Annotated in this window: 21 protein-coding genes; 19 read left to right on the forward strand and 2 right to left on the reverse strand. The window is 27.3% G+C overall.

From position 1 onward, the window contains the following. Positions 1 to 49 precede the first annotated feature (49 nt). The 12 genes from CRU93_RS01685 to CRU93_RS01740 all read left to right on the forward strand — a co-directional run bounded on the left by CRU93_RS01685 (position 50) and on the right by CRU93_RS01740 (position 8,145). Positions 50 to 775, forward strand: coding sequence for a DUF4198 domain-containing protein (locus tag CRU93_RS01685; RefSeq protein WP_129102450.1), 726 nt, complete (start codon positions 50 to 52; stop codon positions 773 to 775). Positions 776 to 787: 12 nt separating this feature from the next. Beyond that, positions 788 to 1,390: a cobalt transporter CbiM gene (cbiM, locus tag CRU93_RS01690; RefSeq protein WP_129102451.1), complete on the forward strand. Its 603-nt coding sequence runs from the start codon at positions 788 to 790 to the stop codon at positions 1,388 to 1,390. Continuing rightward, positions 1,387 to 1,872: a hypothetical protein gene (locus tag CRU93_RS01695; protein WP_129102452.1), complete on the forward strand. Its 486-nt coding sequence runs from the start codon at positions 1,387 to 1,389 to the stop codon at positions 1,870 to 1,872. The genes cbiM and CRU93_RS01695 overlap by 4 nt, the downstream gene beginning before the upstream one ends. Then, a complete protein-coding gene (locus CRU93_RS01700; protein ID WP_129102453.1) occupies positions 1,869 to 2,513 on the forward strand; it encodes an energy-coupling factor transporter transmembrane component T in 645 nt (214 codons plus the stop codon). The genes CRU93_RS01695 and CRU93_RS01700 overlap by 4 nt, the downstream gene beginning before the upstream one ends. Continuing rightward, positions 2,510 to 3,160, forward strand: coding sequence for an energy-coupling factor ABC transporter ATP-binding protein (locus tag CRU93_RS01705; RefSeq protein WP_129102454.1), 651 nt, complete (start codon positions 2,510 to 2,512; stop codon positions 3,158 to 3,160). Before CRU93_RS01700 ends, CRU93_RS01705 begins: the two co-directional genes overlap by 4 nt. Before the next feature lie 77 nt (positions 3,161 to 3,237). Next, positions 3,238 to 3,996, forward strand: a complete 759-nt coding sequence (locus CRU93_RS01710; protein WP_129102455.1) for an arylamine N-acetyltransferase — start codon at positions 3,238 to 3,240, stop codon at positions 3,994 to 3,996. Between the two features lie 40 nt (positions 3,997 to 4,036). After that, the gene (locus CRU93_RS01715; RefSeq protein WP_129102456.1) at positions 4,037 to 4,963 is read left to right on the forward strand and encodes a bifunctional 2-polyprenyl-6-hydroxyphenol methylase/3-demethylubiquinol 3-O-methyltransferase UbiG; all 927 of its coding nucleotides are present in this window, start codon (positions 4,037 to 4,039) and stop codon (positions 4,961 to 4,963) included. A gap of 58 nt (positions 4,964 to 5,021) precedes the next feature. After that, positions 5,022 to 5,516, forward strand: a complete 495-nt coding sequence (locus CRU93_RS01720) for a hypothetical protein (RefSeq protein ID WP_129102457.1) — start codon at positions 5,022 to 5,024, stop codon at positions 5,514 to 5,516. Then, complete coding sequence (locus tag CRU93_RS01725; RefSeq protein ID WP_129102458.1) at positions 5,517 to 5,708, forward strand: YwbE family protein; 192 nt, start codon at positions 5,517 to 5,519, stop codon at positions 5,706 to 5,708. It abuts the gene before it with no gap. Beyond that, a complete protein-coding gene (locus tag CRU93_RS01730; RefSeq protein WP_258238805.1) occupies positions 5,708 to 6,163 on the forward strand; it encodes a YaiI/YqxD family protein in 456 nt (151 codons plus the stop codon). The genes CRU93_RS01725 and CRU93_RS01730 overlap by 1 nt, the downstream gene beginning before the upstream one ends. Continuing rightward, positions 6,114 to 7,055 carry a DUF234 domain-containing protein gene (locus tag CRU93_RS01735; RefSeq protein ID WP_258238791.1) on the forward strand — a complete coding sequence of 314 codons (942 nt, stop codon included), beginning with the start codon at positions 6,114 to 6,116 and terminating at the stop codon, positions 7,053 to 7,055. The genes CRU93_RS01730 and CRU93_RS01735 overlap by 50 nt, the downstream gene beginning before the upstream one ends. 7 nt (positions 7,056 to 7,062) lie before the next feature. Next, complete coding sequence (locus CRU93_RS01740; RefSeq protein WP_129102460.1) at positions 7,063 to 8,145, forward strand: FkbM family methyltransferase; 1,083 nt, start codon at positions 7,063 to 7,065, stop codon at positions 8,143 to 8,145. Here the strand turns inward: CRU93_RS01740 and CRU93_RS01745 are convergent. Both CRU93_RS01745 and CRU93_RS01750 read right to left on the reverse strand, forming a co-directional pair. After that, positions 8,142 to 8,900, reverse strand: a complete 759-nt coding sequence (locus CRU93_RS01745; RefSeq protein WP_129102461.1) for an alpha/beta fold hydrolase — start codon at positions 8,898 to 8,900, stop codon at positions 8,142 to 8,144. The genes CRU93_RS01740 and CRU93_RS01745 overlap by 4 nt on opposite strands. Further along, a complete protein-coding gene (locus CRU93_RS01750; RefSeq protein WP_129102462.1) occupies positions 8,888 to 10,051 on the reverse strand; it encodes an MFS transporter in 1,164 nt (387 codons plus the stop codon). Before CRU93_RS01750 ends, CRU93_RS01745 begins: the two co-directional genes overlap by 13 nt. A 212-nt stretch (positions 10,052 to 10,263) precedes the next feature. On the opposite strand from CRU93_RS01750, the gene CRU93_RS01755 reads away from it, so the two are divergent. The 7 genes from CRU93_RS01755 (at position 10,264) to CRU93_RS01780 (ending at position 15,643) form a co-directional block, all read left to right on the forward strand. Then, on the forward strand, positions 10,264 to 10,521 hold the full coding sequence (locus CRU93_RS01755) for a hypothetical protein (RefSeq protein ID WP_129102463.1): 258 nt from the start codon (positions 10,264 to 10,266) through the stop codon (positions 10,519 to 10,521). Between the two features lie 104 nt (positions 10,522 to 10,625). Then, entirely contained in the window at positions 10,626 to 11,006 is a 381-nt protein-coding gene (locus CRU93_RS14285) for a hypothetical protein (RefSeq protein WP_258238792.1), read from the forward strand. Next, entirely contained in the window at positions 10,991 to 11,407 is a 417-nt protein-coding gene (locus CRU93_RS14290; protein WP_258238806.1) for a methyl-accepting chemotaxis protein, read from the forward strand. The genes CRU93_RS14285 and CRU93_RS14290 overlap by 16 nt, the downstream gene beginning before the upstream one ends. A 235-nt stretch (positions 11,408 to 11,642) precedes the next feature. Next, on the forward strand, positions 11,643 to 12,017 hold the full coding sequence (gene rpsL, locus CRU93_RS01765; protein ID WP_099342069.1) for a 30S ribosomal protein S12: 375 nt from the start codon (positions 11,643 to 11,645) through the stop codon (positions 12,015 to 12,017). Positions 12,018 to 12,033: 16 nt separating this feature from the next. After that, entirely contained in the window at positions 12,034 to 12,501 is a 468-nt protein-coding gene (gene rpsG, locus CRU93_RS01770; RefSeq protein WP_129102464.1) for a 30S ribosomal protein S7, read from the forward strand. A 9-nt stretch (positions 12,502 to 12,510) separates the two neighbouring features. Then, positions 12,511 to 14,619, forward strand: a complete 2,109-nt coding sequence (fusA, locus tag CRU93_RS01775) for an elongation factor G (RefSeq protein WP_129102465.1) — start codon at positions 12,511 to 12,513, stop codon at positions 14,617 to 14,619. Between the two features lie 160 nt (positions 14,620 to 14,779). Continuing rightward, complete coding sequence (locus CRU93_RS01780) at positions 14,780 to 15,643, forward strand: NAD(+)/NADH kinase (protein ID WP_129102466.1); 864 nt, start codon at positions 14,780 to 14,782, stop codon at positions 15,641 to 15,643.

Genomic DNA, 15,643 nt, shown 5'->3' on the forward strand with positions numbered 1-15,643 from the left:
ACATCTATAACACTAATAAATTTATAATAAACAAAAACAAAGGTTTATTATGAAAAAGATATTAGTTTTTCTTATGTCATTAGTTGTGTTCGCAAATGCACACTTTTTAATGATGACTACAACTACAGATAATGTATCAAGTAAAAAACAATCAACAATAGAAATTAAGTCAATGTTTATTCACCCTTTTGAACAAAATGGAATGGAAATGGTAAAACCAGTTGGTATATATGTTAATAGTAAAAAAAATCCACTACCTTTAAAAAGTTTTACTAAATTTAATCATACAGCTTGGGAAACATCATATAAAATAAAAAGACCTGGTGTTTATAAATTTTTTACTATTCCAAAACCATATTTTGAACCAGCTGAAGCTAAGTTTATTTCTCATGTTCCTAAAATAATTGTAAGTGCATATGGATTAGAAGAGGGGTGGGATAAACCTATTGGATTAAAATATGAAATAGTACCTATGACTAAGCCTTTTGGTTTATATGCAGGAAATATTTTTACAGGAAAAGTACTTCACAATGGGAAACCAGTTTCAAATGTAGAAGTTGAAGTTGAATTATATAATGAGTTTAAGTTAAAAGCACCAACTTCAGCACACATAACACAAGTTGTAAAAACAGATGAAAATGGTAACTTTTCTTTTGTAATGAATCATAAAGGTTGGTGGGGATTTGCTGCACTAATAGAAGAAGGAACAAAAATGCATGATGGGAAAAAATATCCAATTGAAAATGGTGCATTGCTTTGGATAAAAGCTTATTAAAAAGAGGATAAAATGCATATTTCAGATGGAGTTTTAAGTGTACAAGTAGCTACAACACTTGGTGTTGTAGCAGTAGGAATGTGTGCATACTCTTTAAAAAAAATGAAAAATAAAGATATCTCATTGTGTGCAGCAATGAGTGCACTTTTTTTTATAGCTTCTTTTATACATATTCCTTTAGGACCTACCCAGATACATCTAGTCTTAGTAGGAGTTATTGGTGCATTTTTAGGTAGTATGAGTTTTTTACCAATTGCAATAGCTTTAATTTTACAAGCAACTCTTTTAGGTTATGGTGGAATAACATCTTTAGGCGCTAATATAGTTGTAATGGCTTTACCTGCATATTTGGTATATATTATTTTAAGAATGAATATTTTAAATAAATTAAATGAAAAGATAAAGTTTTTTATTATAGGATTTTTAGGAGTATTTTTTGCAACAGTATTACTTGCATTAGTTTTATTATTTGCAAAAAGTGAATATGCAATTGCATCATATGCTATAGTTTTGGCATATATTCCTGCAATGGTATTAGAAGGTATAATTACACTATTTTTATTGATGTATATAAAAAAAGCTATGCCTGGTTTATTAAAAGAGTATAAAATATGAGATTATTAATAATATTTTTTTTATTAGCAAGTTCTTTATTTGCACATAAATTAAGTCTTTTTACAGATTATGAAAAAGGAACTTTATTTATAGATGCTTATTTTGCAAATGGTAATGGATGCCAAAATTGTGAAGTTAAAGTTAAGACTTTAGATGGAAAAATCATAAAGCAGCTTAAAACGGACACAAAAGGTGAAGCAAATATTGATATAAATAAGAAAAAATTTGTTGTTATAGTAAATGCTTGGGGCGGACATATTGCAAGACAAGAAGTCTCTTTAGATGATAAGATACCAAATAATGAAAGCAAAACTATAGAACATAGTGTTCAAAAATCTGATTTGGAAAAAGAGAATGAGAAATTAAGAGCAAAAGTAAAATTATTAGAGCAACAATTGCAATATCTAAATTTTGCAAAAATTATTTTTGCTATTTTTATTATTATTGGAATTTTTTATGTTTTAAAAAGAGTTAAAAAGTGATATTTTCCCCTGCCATATCTTTGATTAGTGCATTTTTATTTTCAAGTGTAGTAAGTTTTTCTTCTTATGAAATTTACTACTTATTGCCAATACTTCTTATTTTATTTTATAATAAAAATTATATTTTAAAAATATTAAAAACTTTAGTTTTATTAAATTCATTTATTCTAGCTTTGAGTATAGTTTTATATATAGAAAATCAACCAAATGAAGCTATAAATATATTTATTAGAACTAATATGATTATTTTATTTAATATTTCTATTTTTTATAATTCTAGAGGATATGATATTGTAAGGGGATTTAATCTTTTGAAATTTCCAGATAGTTTTATTTCAACTACTTACTTTACATTAAAAATGATTGATAATTTAACTAATGATTTTAAAAGTATAAAAAATACATTAAGAGCTAGAGGTTTTCAAGCAAAAACTAATCTTTTTACATATTATACTTTTGGAAATATTCTTGGAATGCTTTTTATAAAATCAATAAGAAAATCATATAAGTTAAAAGAGTCTTTTATTCTTAGAGGTTTTAATAAAAAAATATATTTAAATGATGAATTTATAGTAACAAAAAAAGATAAGATTTTAATTTTACTAATTTTATTAGTAATAATTTTAAAGGTAACATTATGAGTTGTTCAATAACACTAAAAAATATCTCTTATAAAAATGAAAATAGACAACTTTTTTCAAATGTAAGTTTAAATGTAGGACATGAAGAAAAAGTTGCAGTTGTTGGAGCAAATGGAGCAGGGAAGAGTACCTTACTTAAAATAATAGCAGGACTTCAATACTCATATAATGGAGAATTAGAGCTCTTTCATAATAAAATATCCTCAAAAAAAGAGTATAAAGAATTTAGAAGTGATGTGGGATATTTACCTCAAGATGTAAATGATTATTTTTTATGCCCAGTTGTTATTGAAGATGTAATGTTCAATCTAAGAGCAAAGGGAATAAAAAAAGAAGAGGCTTATCATAAAGCTGTTTTAATGTTAGAAGAGTTAGGTATATCACATTTAAAAAATAGAGTTATTTATGAACTTAGTGGAGGTGAACAAAAAATTGTTGCACTTGCAGGAATATTAATTACTAAACCAAAAATATTACTTTTAGATGAACCTACAAATGCATTAGATTCAAATGCTGAAGAAAAAATTATTAATATTTTAAACTCTATAAAAAAATCAATGATTATAGTATCCCATCATAAAAGTTTTATTGAAAAATTAGCTCCAAGTGTTTATAAACTAAATGAGAATGGTTTAGAGAAAATTTAAAAAAATTTGACCTTTATTTATTTAAGTTTTATATTTATTCAAATTTATATAATAGAGTTTTAAATAAAGGTTGTCTTATGGAAATAGAAAAAATATTAAAAAGAATAGAAATCTTTGATGAACCCTCAAAGATAGAAATAAGTATAGAAAATCTAACAAAATTACAAGAATCTTATATCTTAAATGTGCCATATGAAAATCTTGATTTTGTTTTTAAAAAAGATTTTTCTGTTAATATTTTGAAAATATATGAAAAAATAGTTTGTAATAACCGTGGTGGAATATGTTATGAATCAAATACTTTATTTATGTATTTGTTGAAAAAATTAGGATTTAATGTACAAATGATATTTGCAAAAGTAGAAGATATTACTTACATTGGTGCAGATTATCCACACTTAGCACTTTTAGTTACTATTAATAGTAAAGAGTACTTAGTTGATGTAGCAAATGGTCAAAATGTTAGAGTTCCTTTATGTTTAAGTGAAGATACTATTGTAAAAAGTGAAAATATTGAATATAAAATAAAAAAATTAAATAGTGCAGAGTTTGCACTTATGTATAATCATAAATATAAAGGTTGGCAAACTAGATATATTTTTACGAAAGATGAAAAAAGTGTTAGTGATTTTTCTTCTGTTTTTGATGATACGAAGAATTATCAGCAATTCTCAAATCATGCACCATTGTTAGTTACTAAAGCCTTAGAAGATGGAAGAGTAACCTTGACTGATGAAACTATGACTTTCAAAAAAAATAAAGAAAAAAGAGTTTGGCAAATTAGTTTAGAAAATAGAGCAGAAGTATTAAGGGATTACTTTAATATTGAAATATAGATAAATTTAATATAATTTATCTAAAAAATAAAGAGAACTAATGCAAGATTTTTCAAATAAATCTATGTTTGAAATATATAATATATTATATAAGCAATTAAAAAAGAAAGAAGAAATAAGTTTTTATGCTTTAAATCCAGATATAAAAGATGGAGTTTATGCAGGAGAAAAACTTATTATTTGTGATCAAGAATTTATTTATAGAAGTTTGTATTCTTTTATAGATTTAGCTTCTCTTCTTGATTGCAAAATGTTAATGCCTGAATATATAGATGATAAACTAATCAAAATAAATTTTAAAAAATTAAATAAAAAACAATCTTTTCATAAAGATAGTAATACAGAAGAAAAATACGGAAGTATGTCTTATTTTTCAAAAATTAATAAAAATGAAGAGCCAGATTTTTTATTAAATTATATAAATTGTTTGACTAATGCTAAAATTGAAAAAAGAAAAAGAGTTTTAAATCTTGGTGTAAATAGTGGTGGGGAATTTGAAGTAATAAAAAATTTAAGTGAAAATTTTTCAAATTTAGAGCTAGTTGGAATAGATTATAGTAAAAGTGCAATAAAGTTAGCTAAAAGTAAATTTTATGAGCATAAGAATGTAAGTTTTTATTCTTGGGATATAAATAGACTTGATGAATTAGATTTAGGTCAATTTGATTTGATTGTATCAATAGGAACTTTACAAAGTACTAATTTGAATTTCAATGAGACTTTTATGAATATTGTTCAAAAATACTTAAAAAAAGACGGAGCAATGATACTTGGCTTTCCAAATTGCAGATGGTATGATGGTTCAATGGTATATGGTGCAGTTGCAAAAAACTATTCATATTCAGAGATGTCTGTTTTATATAAAGACGCAATGTTTTGTAAGAAATATCTTCAACAAAAAAAATTTAGAGTTACTTTAACTGGTAAAAACTATATATTTTTAACTGCAACTTCAATTAGAAAGTAAAACAATAAACATTTGGGTATACTTACAATAAAACATTAAAAAAATAAATCGGAGTAAAATGAAATTTAAAGATTTAGATGAACAAACTAAAGAGTATCTATACACTACACTAAATAACTATGCGAATAGTTTAGGTGGAAAGAACTTTTTTTTACAATTAATTGAAGATATGAAAAAAGAAAAAGAGAATCCACTATTAAATAAATCTTCAGCTTTTCACTATTCAAAAGGTAGAGTATCTTGGAATAAAAAAATATATAAAGATACTTTAGTTTTATTATATGAGACAATGAGATTAGAAGAAAAAGATAGTAACTTTTTTGAGAGTTTAAAACCAAAAACTAAAAAAAATACAATAAATATGATGAAAACATTGAAACCAGTTACAATTGAAATAAAACCAAAAGATGATGAGCAAACAGAAGGTTTCTCTCTTTGTATTATTGATTCAACAGATGAAGAAAATATTAAAATATCATTGCTATTTAAATCAATATTTTTTTATAATATTAATTTTGCAAAAGATGCCTTGTCTTATAAGAAAAGTGTATAAATGGATAATAAAAAAAGATTTGATATTAAGCAAGGTATGAATGTTAATATTGTATTGAAACAAGATCAAAGAAGTGGAAAATTAACAAAAGGTGTTGTAAAAGATATATTAACAAATTCAGCTTTTCATCCACATGGAATAAAAGTAAGATTGCAAGATGGTCAAGTAGGTAGAGTTCAAGAGATTTTATGATGATTTTATATATTGATGGAGATGCTTTTCCTAATTTATTAAAACCAATTATTACAAAAGCGATAAATAGAGTAAAACTTAAAACTTTAGTTGTTGCAAATAAAAAAATAAATGTTGGAAAATCTACTTTTATTGACTATCTTATAGTAGAACAAGGTGCAGATGAAGCTGATGATAAAATAGTTGAATTTTTACAAGAAGATGATTTAGTTATTACAGCTGATATTCCACTTGCAAATAGAGTTATAGAAAAAAATGCTCATGCAATTGATCATAGAGGTGAGTTATATACTGAAGATAATATCAAACAGTATTTAGCTATTAGAAATTTGATGCAAGAGTTAAGAGATAGTGGTGAAGTCACAAAAGGACCAGCACCATTTACACAAAAAGATGCACAGAGTTTTGCAAATCAACTTAACATGTTCTTGCAAAAACATAGTACAAAAATATAGAAAAGGCTTTACAATTATACTAAAAACAAAAACACTAAGAGAACAATTTGAAATCTTTTGTAAAACAAACAAACCAAAAGATATGCAAACAGCAGTGAATTACTTTGCAGTATTCGGTGGACTTGATATAAAAGTTGATACATCAAAACCATTAGGAACACTTATAACAAGGCATATTTTAAGTGATTATAGTAAATTACAGAAAAGTATTGAAGAGTTAACAAAAAATGATGGAATTTATCATAAATTATTAACAGGAATTGCTTTAGGTGATGGTAGAGTATCAACTACATTTAAAAGAGCAGATTTAGAATATGATGATGAATATGGTTCTTTGTTAGATTTAGAAGATTTAAAACTAATTAAACTTCAAGAACCAGTTGTAATTTTAGATGAGCAAAGTAATATTGGAAATAAAAATAATAAGTTTATTTTTACAACTGCTTTTTTAAGATTTTGGTTTGCTTTTGTATCACCTTTGTATAAAGGAATATCAAAGAGTAATTTTGATGAGTTTTTTGAAAAATTTAGTAATTATCAAATGCAATTTATGGATTTGATTTTTGAACAACTATGTCAAGAATATATTAAAGATTTTTATAAAGATGAGATAAAAGTCATAGGTAATTTTTGGAATGAAAGTAGTGAAGAAATTCAAATTGTTGCAAAGACAAAAGATAATAGAGTAATAGCTGCATTATGTAAATATAATAACCAAAAAATAAAAACAAAACAACTTAATAGCTTTATTGATACTTGTAAGTCATTAAATATTGAGCCAGATATAGTTGTATTATTTTCTAAAAATGGATATTCAACTGAGTTAAAAGCACAAAAATCAGAGCAATTAAAACTATTTACTGTTAAGAGTTTAAAAGCATTAATTATATAGTTATTTTATGATAGATTTTATTCCTGTAGATTATATAAATAAAAAAGATAAGGAACTTGTAGCAGAGTTTTTTTCATCTTCTACTAAAAAAAAGTTTATTCTTGGAATCAATAAATATACAAAATGTATTCAAAACTTTGTGCAAATAGATGGAATAATTGACGATTTTACAAGAGTTCAAAGTTCAAGAAAAAAATCAATTTATAAAATTGATGAGGTTCCAAAAGATGCATTAATTTTAAGTGTTTCAACTGGTAGTCCTCTTGAAGTAAAAAATACACTTGATAAAAAAGGTTTTAAAAATATAAATTATCTAAGTTTTTATAAATATAGTAAACTTGATAAAAAACTTTTGGCTAAACCACCTTTTATAACTGATTTTGAAGATGATTTTAAAAATAATAAAGCAGAATATGAAAAAGTTTATAATCTACTTTGCGATGAAAAATCAAAAGAAGTTTTTAAAAAAGTAATAAGCTTTAAAATAAGTTTTGATTTTGATTTTATGACAGGCTTTACAAATAACCATAAAGAACAATACTTTGATAAAGAATTAATACCAAATATTAAAGATATAGTTTTTCTTGATGGTGGTTCATATGTAGGTGATACTATTCCTCAAATTATAAGTAATTTTCCTGATTTTAAAAAAATATATTGTATTGAACCAAATAAGTTACATATAAACATAGCAAAAAAGAACTTTTCTAAATATGAAAATATAGAGTTTATAAATTGTGGTTTGGGAAATAAAAAAATAGAAAATATCGTAAATCAAGAACTACAAAATAACTGTGAACATGATTATCAAGCAATAAATATAAATACCATAGATAATTTAATAAATGAAAAAGTTGATTTTATAAAATTAGATATAGAAGGCGCAGAACAAGATGCCTTAATTGGTGTAACAAATACGATAAAAAAATATCAACCAATTCTTGCAATTTGTATCTATCATAAAGCACAAGATTGGTATAAAATACCTAAGATAATACTAGATATTAATCCAAATTATAAAATTTACTTAAGACATTATATGGAAGGTATTTTTGAAACTGTTATGTATTTTATACCAATTAAAAATTAGTATTTACAAAATCTTTCAATTTCACTTGCAAAATAAACAGGACACTCTATCATGGGATAGTGTCCTGCTTCCATGCACTCTATTATCTCAAAATTATTATAATACTTTTCAAACTGTTTTTTAATGATACTTTTATTAAAAGCAGGTAAATCATGATGACCTACCATTATTTTTATTGGTATCTTAATATCTTTTACTTCATCTATAAAATCAGTTGTAAGATACATATTCATATACCCAGTTCTAGCTTCTAAAGTTGAAGAAGTATATCCCATTTTGATTCGGTAATCTTTCCATGCTTGATTATATCTTTTACTTGCACTTTGTACTACTTGTTCAATTAACTCTTTATTCTCTTTCATTTTATTAATTAGGTTTGTTTGTGCTAAAGGTTTCATTTTTATGCCACTTGCTGAAATTGGTGTGATTAAAATCAATTGTTTTATTCTATTATCAATTAAAGCTACTTTTTGAGCTATTAGTGTAGACATTGAGTGAGCTAAAAGATTTACATCTTTTAGCTTAAGATTCTTTATTAAACTAACGATATCATTTGCAGCTTCATCACAAGTGTAATCACCAGTTAATTCTTTTGAAAGTCCATAACCTCTTAAATCAATAAAAAAATATGTAAATTCATCTTTATTTAAATATGGCATACAAGCTTCATAATTTCTACAATCACCCATAAGTTCATGTAAAATAAAAATTATATTATTTCCATTTCCTATTTTTTTATATTTTAGTTGAATGATTTAGCCTTTTTATCATGTTTTTTTAAAAACATTATACATAAAAATACTCCAATTGATGCCATTGCTGCACCTACTAAAGATGGATAGTTATACTCTAAACCATAAAATAAAGGTAATCCTCCAAAGAATGCTCCTAGAGAATTTGCTACATTAAATGCTGCTTGCAAAAATGCTGCACCTAACATTGCAGAGTGTTTTGCATGGTGAATCATTACCATATTAATTGGTGCTCCAATTGACATAGCAAGTGCACCACATATAAACGTAAGAATTACTGTAACAATTTGTGATGAAGAAAAGAAAAATACTAATATTAGTGAAATTACCATACATATTAATAAAAATATACAAACTTTTATAGGATTCATTTTATCTGCAAGTGAGCCACCCATAATATTACCAACGACCATCCCTGCTCCTGCAATTATCATCAAGTAAGGAACATTTCCTTCATCAAAGTTTGCTACATTAATTAAAAGTGGAGCGATATAACTAAACCATGCAAATAATCCTCCAAAACCAATTGCAACTATTGAAAGAATATGCCATGCTTTTATTGTTTTGAAAAAATCTATTTCTTCTTTAAAAGTAACAGTTCTTAAAACTTTTTGTTTTGGTAAGTTTTTATATAAAAAAATAATGGTTAAACAACCAATAATAGATACAATACCAAAAGCATAACGCCAATGAAGATGATGACCAATATAAGTTACTATTGGAACCATTGCTAAATTTGCAATTGTCAAGCCTGTAAACATAGAAGCAATTGCTTGAGCAGATTTACCCTCTTTAGCTAGTTTTGCAGCAACTACAGTGCCTACACCAAAAAAAGCTCCATGGGGTAAACCACTTAAAAATCTTGCCATCATTAATGTATTATAATCAGGTGCAATTGTTGATAAAAAATTAAAAATTGTGAATAAAAGCATAAAGGCCATTAATACATTTTTAGGTGGAAATTTTGCACTTAATGCAACTAATATGGGAGCACCAACTACCACACCAAATGCATATGCTGATATAAGGTGCCCTGCAACTGGAATACTCACACCTATATCATTTGCAACATCAGGTAATAACCCCATTATTACAAATTCTGTTGTACCAATTCCCAACCCACCAAGGGCTAAAGGAAATAATTGTTTTGTCATAAAAAGTATCTTTATTTTGATTTTGGGAATTTTAGTGTTTTATGGCTTAGTTTTTTATCAAAGTTAAAATCTATAAAAAAGTATACTTATTTGGTATACTTACTACATAATATATAAAGGGGTAGGAAATGAATCTTTCTAGTATAAAATAAAAGCTATTGATTAGTTTATTTATAAGTAATTTTTGTACTTTTGGATCATTGGATATAGGGATGCATCAGGTAATTTTGAATCTGAGTGAAAAAGAGGAATTAGCTTTAACTAAACAAACTGCAAAATTTATCAATGAGTATATTAAATCAAAGATAGATATTGTTAAATCTGTTGCAAGTATGATTGATGAAGAGATAGAAATTGTAAAAGAAGTAGTTACTAAAATCAAAAATGGAAATCTAGATGTTAAAGTAGAGAAATGCTTTTCAACAGAACCATTAAATGAGTTAAAAGATATCTTAAAAAGCAAATGCTAAAAATGTAAATAATAATATCAATATTATTTGTACTTAAAAACTACTCAAAACTTGATTTTGAAAAAATATAGATAATGCCTCTGGGGAAGTTGCAAAAGGGCTAAATGGATTATCTGATATTATATGGAATGTTGCAAGAAAACTACCAATTAGGGTTAACTTTAGAAAACAATGCGAAACAGCTTTTAGAAAATGTTGATAAATTAAATAAATCATCAGCGGATACAGCAGCTTCCTTAGAAGAGACTTCTGCTTCAATTGAAGAGATTACTTCAACTATTGTAGAAAATACTCAAAATATTTCACAAATGGCAGTTTATTCAAATAATTTACTTAAATCAATAAGTTTAGGACAAGCTTTAGCAAAACTTACAGTTGAATCAATGAATGAGCTAAATGAACAAACAAGCTTAATTGCAGAAGCAATTACAGTAATTGATCAAATATCTTTCCAAATAAATATTTTATTATTAAAGAAGCAGTAACAGCAGGAGAGGCTGGAAAAGGCTTTGCTGTAGTTGCAGCTGAAGTAAGAAGTCTAGCATCAAGAAGTGCAGAAGCTGCAAAACAGATAAAAAGTTTAGTAGAAAATGCCACAATCAAAGCAAATACTGGTAAGAAAAATGCAGATGAGATGATAAGCGGATATGAAGAATTAACTGATAATATAAATAAAACTACACAACTAATATCTCGTGTTAAAACTGCTTCAACTGAACAAAAACAAGGAATAGAACAAATCAATGATGCAGTTGCAAGTCTTGATTCACGAACTCAAGAAAATGCAAATGTTGCAAATCATGCTCATGAGATTGCTACAAATACTTTTACTATCGCTGAGAATATAATTGCGAATGTAAATAAAAAGAAATTTAGAAAATCTTAAAATAAGGCTAGTTTTTGGCCTTGTTTTTAATGCAAAAATCTCAAAATAAATATAATAGATAATTATATACACTTACTAAGCCTAAGTTAATTTTAATTTAAGTATAATCACGAACTTTTTTAGAAAACTTACATGTTTCCTAGAATGGTAGTATCGTTTCAACTTATTGTTGAAGACAAGCGAGAAGCATGAGCATTGCTTTAATTGCTCAAACCAATAAAAATAAAGGGAAAGAATGCCTACTATTAATCAGCTTATTAGAAAAGAGCGAAAAAAGGTGATAAAAAAGTCTAAATCACCAGCATTAGACAAATGTCCACAAAGAAGAGGAGTATGTACAAGAGTATATACAACAACTCCAAAAAAACCTAACTCGGCTTTAAGAAAAGTTGCAAAAGTTAGATTAACAACTGGATTTGAAGTAATTTCATATATCGGTGGTGAGGGTCACAACTTACAAGAACACTCTATCGTATTAGTTAGAGGGGGAAGAGTTAAGGATTTACCTGGTGTTAAGTATCACATCGTAAGAGGTGCTTTAGATACAGCTGGTGTTGCAAACAGAACTGTTGCAAGATCTAAATATGGTACTAAAAGACCTAAGAAATAAGTAGAAGGATAAGATTATGAGAAGAAGAAAAGCTCCAGTTAGAGAAATAATGGCTGATCCTATCTACAATAGTAAAGTGATCACAAAATTTATTAATACAATTATGTTAGATGGTAAAAAATCAGTAGCAGAAAAAATCATGTATGGTGCAATTGCAAACTTAGATGCTAGAGGTGAAGAATCTGGTATTGAATTATTTGAAAAAGCAATTGAAAATATTAAACCACTTTTAGAAGTTAAATCTAGAAGAGTTGGTGGAGCTACTTACCAAGTTCCAGTAGAAGTTAGAGCAGTTAGAAGACAAACTTTAGCTTTAAGATGGCTTGTAGACGCAGCTAGAAAAAGAAATGAAAGAACAATGGTAGAAAGATTAGCTAACGAATTATTCGAAGCAGCTAATGAAAGAGGCGCTTCTTTCAAGAAGAAAGAAGATATGCATAGAATGGCAGAAGCTAATAAAGCATTTGCTCATTATAGATGGTAGGAATTATTTATGGCTAGAAAAACACCACTTAATAAAGTTAGAAATATTGGTATTGCAGCGCATATTGACGCAGGTAAAACAACTACTACAGAAAGAATTTTATTCTATACTGGTGTATCTCATAAAATTGGTGAGGTACATGATGGTGCTGCAACTATGGACTGGATGGAACAAGAGCAAGAAAGAGGTATTACAATTACTTCTGCTGCTACAACTTGTTTCTGGCCACATCCAAAAACAAATGACAAATTACAAATAAATATTATTGACACTCCAGGTCACGTTGACTTTACAATTGAAGTTGAAAGATCTATGAGAGTTCTTGATGGTGCTGTAGCTGTATTTTGTTCAGTAGGTGGAGTTCAACCACAATCTGAAACTGTTTGGAGACAAGCAAATAAATATAAAGTACCAAGAATGATATTCGTTAATAAAATGGATAGAACTGGTGCAGATTTTTATAATGTTGAAAACCAAGTTAAAGAAAGATTAAAAGCTAATCCTGTTCCAATTCAATTACCAATTGGTGCAGAAGAAGATTTTAAAGGTGTTGTTGACTTAGTTACAATGAAAGCTATTGTATGGGATGATGATGCTGCAATGGGTTCTCATTATCATGTAGAAGAAATTCCAGCAGATATGATGGATAAAGCAGAAGAGTATAGAGAAAGAATGATCGAAGCTGCTGCTGAGTCTTCAGAAGAGTTAATGGAAAAATACTTTGAAGAAGGTGAATTATCAGAAGAAGAAATCGTTGCTGGATTAAAAGCTGGTTGTTTAGCTATGAATATAACTCCAATGACTTGTGGTACTGCATTTAAAAACAAAGGTGTTCAAACTTTACTTGACGCTGTTGCAATGTATTTACCAGCTCCAACAGAAGTTGCAGATATTAGAGGTGAAACTCAAGATGGTGAATCTGTTATCGTTCCTTCAACTGATGAAGGTGAAGTAGCAGCATTAGCATTTAAAATTATGACTGACCCATTTGTTGGACAATTAACATTTGCTAGAGTTTATAGAGGACAATTAGAGTCTGGTACATATGTAATGAACTCTACTAAAATGAAAAAAGAAAGAGTAGGTAGACTACTTAAAATGCACTCTAACAATAGAGAAGAAGTATCTGAATTATATGCTGGTGAAATCGGTGCAGTTGTTGGTCTTAAATCAACAGTTACAGGTGATACATTAGCTTCTGAAAAAGATCCAGTTATCTTAGAAAGAATGGAATTCCCAGATCCAGTTATCTCTGTTGCAGTTGAGCCAAAAACAAAAGCTGACCAAGAAAAAATGGGTATTGCATTAGGTAAACTTGCTGAAGAAGATCCATCGTTTAGAGTTGCAACTGATGAAGAATCTGGACAAACTATTATTTCAGGAATGGGTGAATTACACCTTGAAATTCTTGTAGATAGAATGAAAAGAGAATTTAAAGTTGAAGCTGAAGTTGGTGCTCCACAAGTTGCTTATAGAGAAACTATTAAAAATGGAATCAAAAATGAGTATAAATATGCTAAACAATCTGGTGGTAAAGGTCAATACGGTCACGTATATTTAGATATTAAACCATTACCAGCTGATAGCGAAGATAACTTTGTATTCAAAAATGATATTAAAGGTGGGGTTGTACCAAAAGAGTATATTCCAGCAGTTCAAAAAGGTTGTGAAGAAGCAATGGCTGGTGGTATTCTTGCTGGTTACCCAATGGTTGATATTGAAGTTACATTATATGATGGTTCTTACCATGACGTTGATTCATCTGAAATGGCGTTTAAATTAGCTGCATCAATGGGATTTAAAGAAGCTTGTAGAAAGGCAGAAGCTCAAGCTGTTATTTTAGAACCAATGATGAAAGTTGAAATCGAAACTCCTGAAGAGTATATGGGAGATGTAATCGGTGATTGTAACAAAAGAAGAGGACAAGTTCAATCTATGGATGATAGAGCTGGTGTTAAACTAGTTACTGCAATGATTCCATTATCTGAAATGTTTGGTTATTCAACTGACTTAAGATCTATGTCTCAAGGTAGAGCAACATACTCTATGCTTTTTGATTCATATGCTGAAGTACCAAAAAATGTTTCTGATGAAATCATCAAAAAAAGAAACGGATAATTAAATAGTTTAATTTAAATTAATTATTTTAATTATTTAAAGGCTCAGTCTTAAAGATTGGGCCTTTTTTTTTGTAAAAATATTACAATTTGTTAATTTAAAGCATTTTTATTATCAAATTGGATAAAATAGTGTAAATTTTAATTACTAAGGTTAAACTTTGCACAAGCCATCTAAAGAAAAAATAGAATCTATATCTAAAGTTGGGATTATACTACGACCATCAACACCAGAAATTAAAGATAAATATTTAAATATTAAAAAGTGTTTTGAAAAACATAATATAGAAGTCTTTATAGAAAAAAGTAGTGCTTCTATGATTGGAGAAAATGGTACTGATTTAGATATTCTTTGTGATAGTGTTGATTTCTTCGCATCATTAGGGGGAGATGGTACTTTAATCTCTGTTGTTAGAAGAACATTTAAATCAAATAAACCTGTACTTGGAATAAACCTAGGTAATTTAGGATTTTTAACTGATATAAAAGTTAGTGATTTAGATGGAGTTTTAACTAATATAGAAAACAATAATTATAGAATTGATAGTAGAATGATTATTAAAGCAAGTACAAACTTAAGAACTTTTTTTGCTTTTAATGATATCGTTATCTCAAGAAAATCACTATCTTCAATGATAAAAATTGATGCAAAAATTGATGGTAAACCATTTAATTCATATTTTGGTGATGGTGTAATTATTTCAACACCAAATGGCTCTACTGCATATAATTTATCTGTTGGAGGTCCATTAGTATATCCTTTGACAGATGTATTTATAGTAACACCAGTAGCTCCTCATAGCCTTACACAAAGACCTTTAGTTTTACCTGCAGATTTTGAAATAGAGTTCACTGTAAGTGATAATCAAGGTGCAGTTGTAATTGTTGATGGGCAAGATATATATGAAGTAGAACATAATCAATCAGTAAAAATTCAAATTGCCTCTAAAAAAGGTAAATTGATACATAGAAAAGAAAGAAATTATTTTGAAGTTTTAAATGAAAAATTACGATGGGGAAATTAA

Source organism: Arcobacter sp. CECT 8985, assembly GCF_004116495.1.
GTDB lineage: Bacteria > Campylobacterota > Campylobacteria > Campylobacterales > Arcobacteraceae > Malaciobacter.

Excerpts from the sequence above, each read along its gene's own strand:
- CRU93_RS01685 (WP_129102450.1), top strand. The coding sequence starts at position 50 with ATGAAAAAGATATTAGTTTTTCTTATGTCATTAGTTGTGTTCGCAAAT.
- cbiM (WP_129102451.1), top strand. The coding sequence starts at position 788 with ATGCATATTTCAGATGGAGTTTTAAGTGTACAAGTAGCTACAACACTT.
- CRU93_RS01695 (WP_129102452.1), top strand. The coding sequence starts at position 1,387 with ATGAGATTATTAATAATATTTTTTTTATTAGCAAGTTCTTTATTTGCA.
- CRU93_RS01705 (WP_129102454.1), top strand. The coding sequence starts at position 2,510 with ATGAGTTGTTCAATAACACTAAAAAATATCTCTTATAAAAATGAAAAT.
- CRU93_RS01710 (WP_129102455.1), top strand. The coding sequence starts at position 3,238 with ATGGAAATAGAAAAAATATTAAAAAGAATAGAAATCTTTGATGAACCC.
- CRU93_RS01715 (WP_129102456.1), top strand. The coding sequence starts at position 4,037 with ATGCAAGATTTTTCAAATAAATCTATGTTTGAAATATATAATATATTA.
- CRU93_RS01720 (WP_129102457.1), top strand. The coding sequence starts at position 5,022 with ATGAAATTTAAAGATTTAGATGAACAAACTAAAGAGTATCTATACACT.
- CRU93_RS01725 (WP_129102458.1), top strand. The coding sequence starts at position 5,517 with ATGGATAATAAAAAAAGATTTGATATTAAGCAAGGTATGAATGTTAAT.
- CRU93_RS01730 (WP_258238805.1), top strand. The coding sequence starts at position 5,708 with ATGATTTTATATATTGATGGAGATGCTTTTCCTAATTTATTAAAACCA.
- CRU93_RS01740 (WP_129102460.1), top strand. The coding sequence starts at position 7,063 with ATGATAGATTTTATTCCTGTAGATTATATAAATAAAAAAGATAAGGAA.
- CRU93_RS01750 (WP_129102462.1), bottom strand. The coding sequence starts at position 10,051 with ATGACAAAACAATTATTTCCTTTAGCCCTTGGTGGGTTGGGAATTGGT.
- CRU93_RS01755 (WP_129102463.1), top strand. The coding sequence starts at position 10,264 with ATGCATCAGGTAATTTTGAATCTGAGTGAAAAAGAGGAATTAGCTTTA.
- CRU93_RS14285 (WP_258238792.1), top strand. The coding sequence starts at position 10,626 with ATGGATTATCTGATATTATATGGAATGTTGCAAGAAAACTACCAATTA.
- rpsL (WP_099342069.1), top strand. The coding sequence starts at position 11,643 with ATGCCTACTATTAATCAGCTTATTAGAAAAGAGCGAAAAAAGGTGATA.
- rpsG (WP_129102464.1), top strand. The coding sequence starts at position 12,034 with ATGAGAAGAAGAAAAGCTCCAGTTAGAGAAATAATGGCTGATCCTATC.
- fusA (WP_129102465.1), top strand. The coding sequence starts at position 12,511 with ATGGCTAGAAAAACACCACTTAATAAAGTTAGAAATATTGGTATTGCA.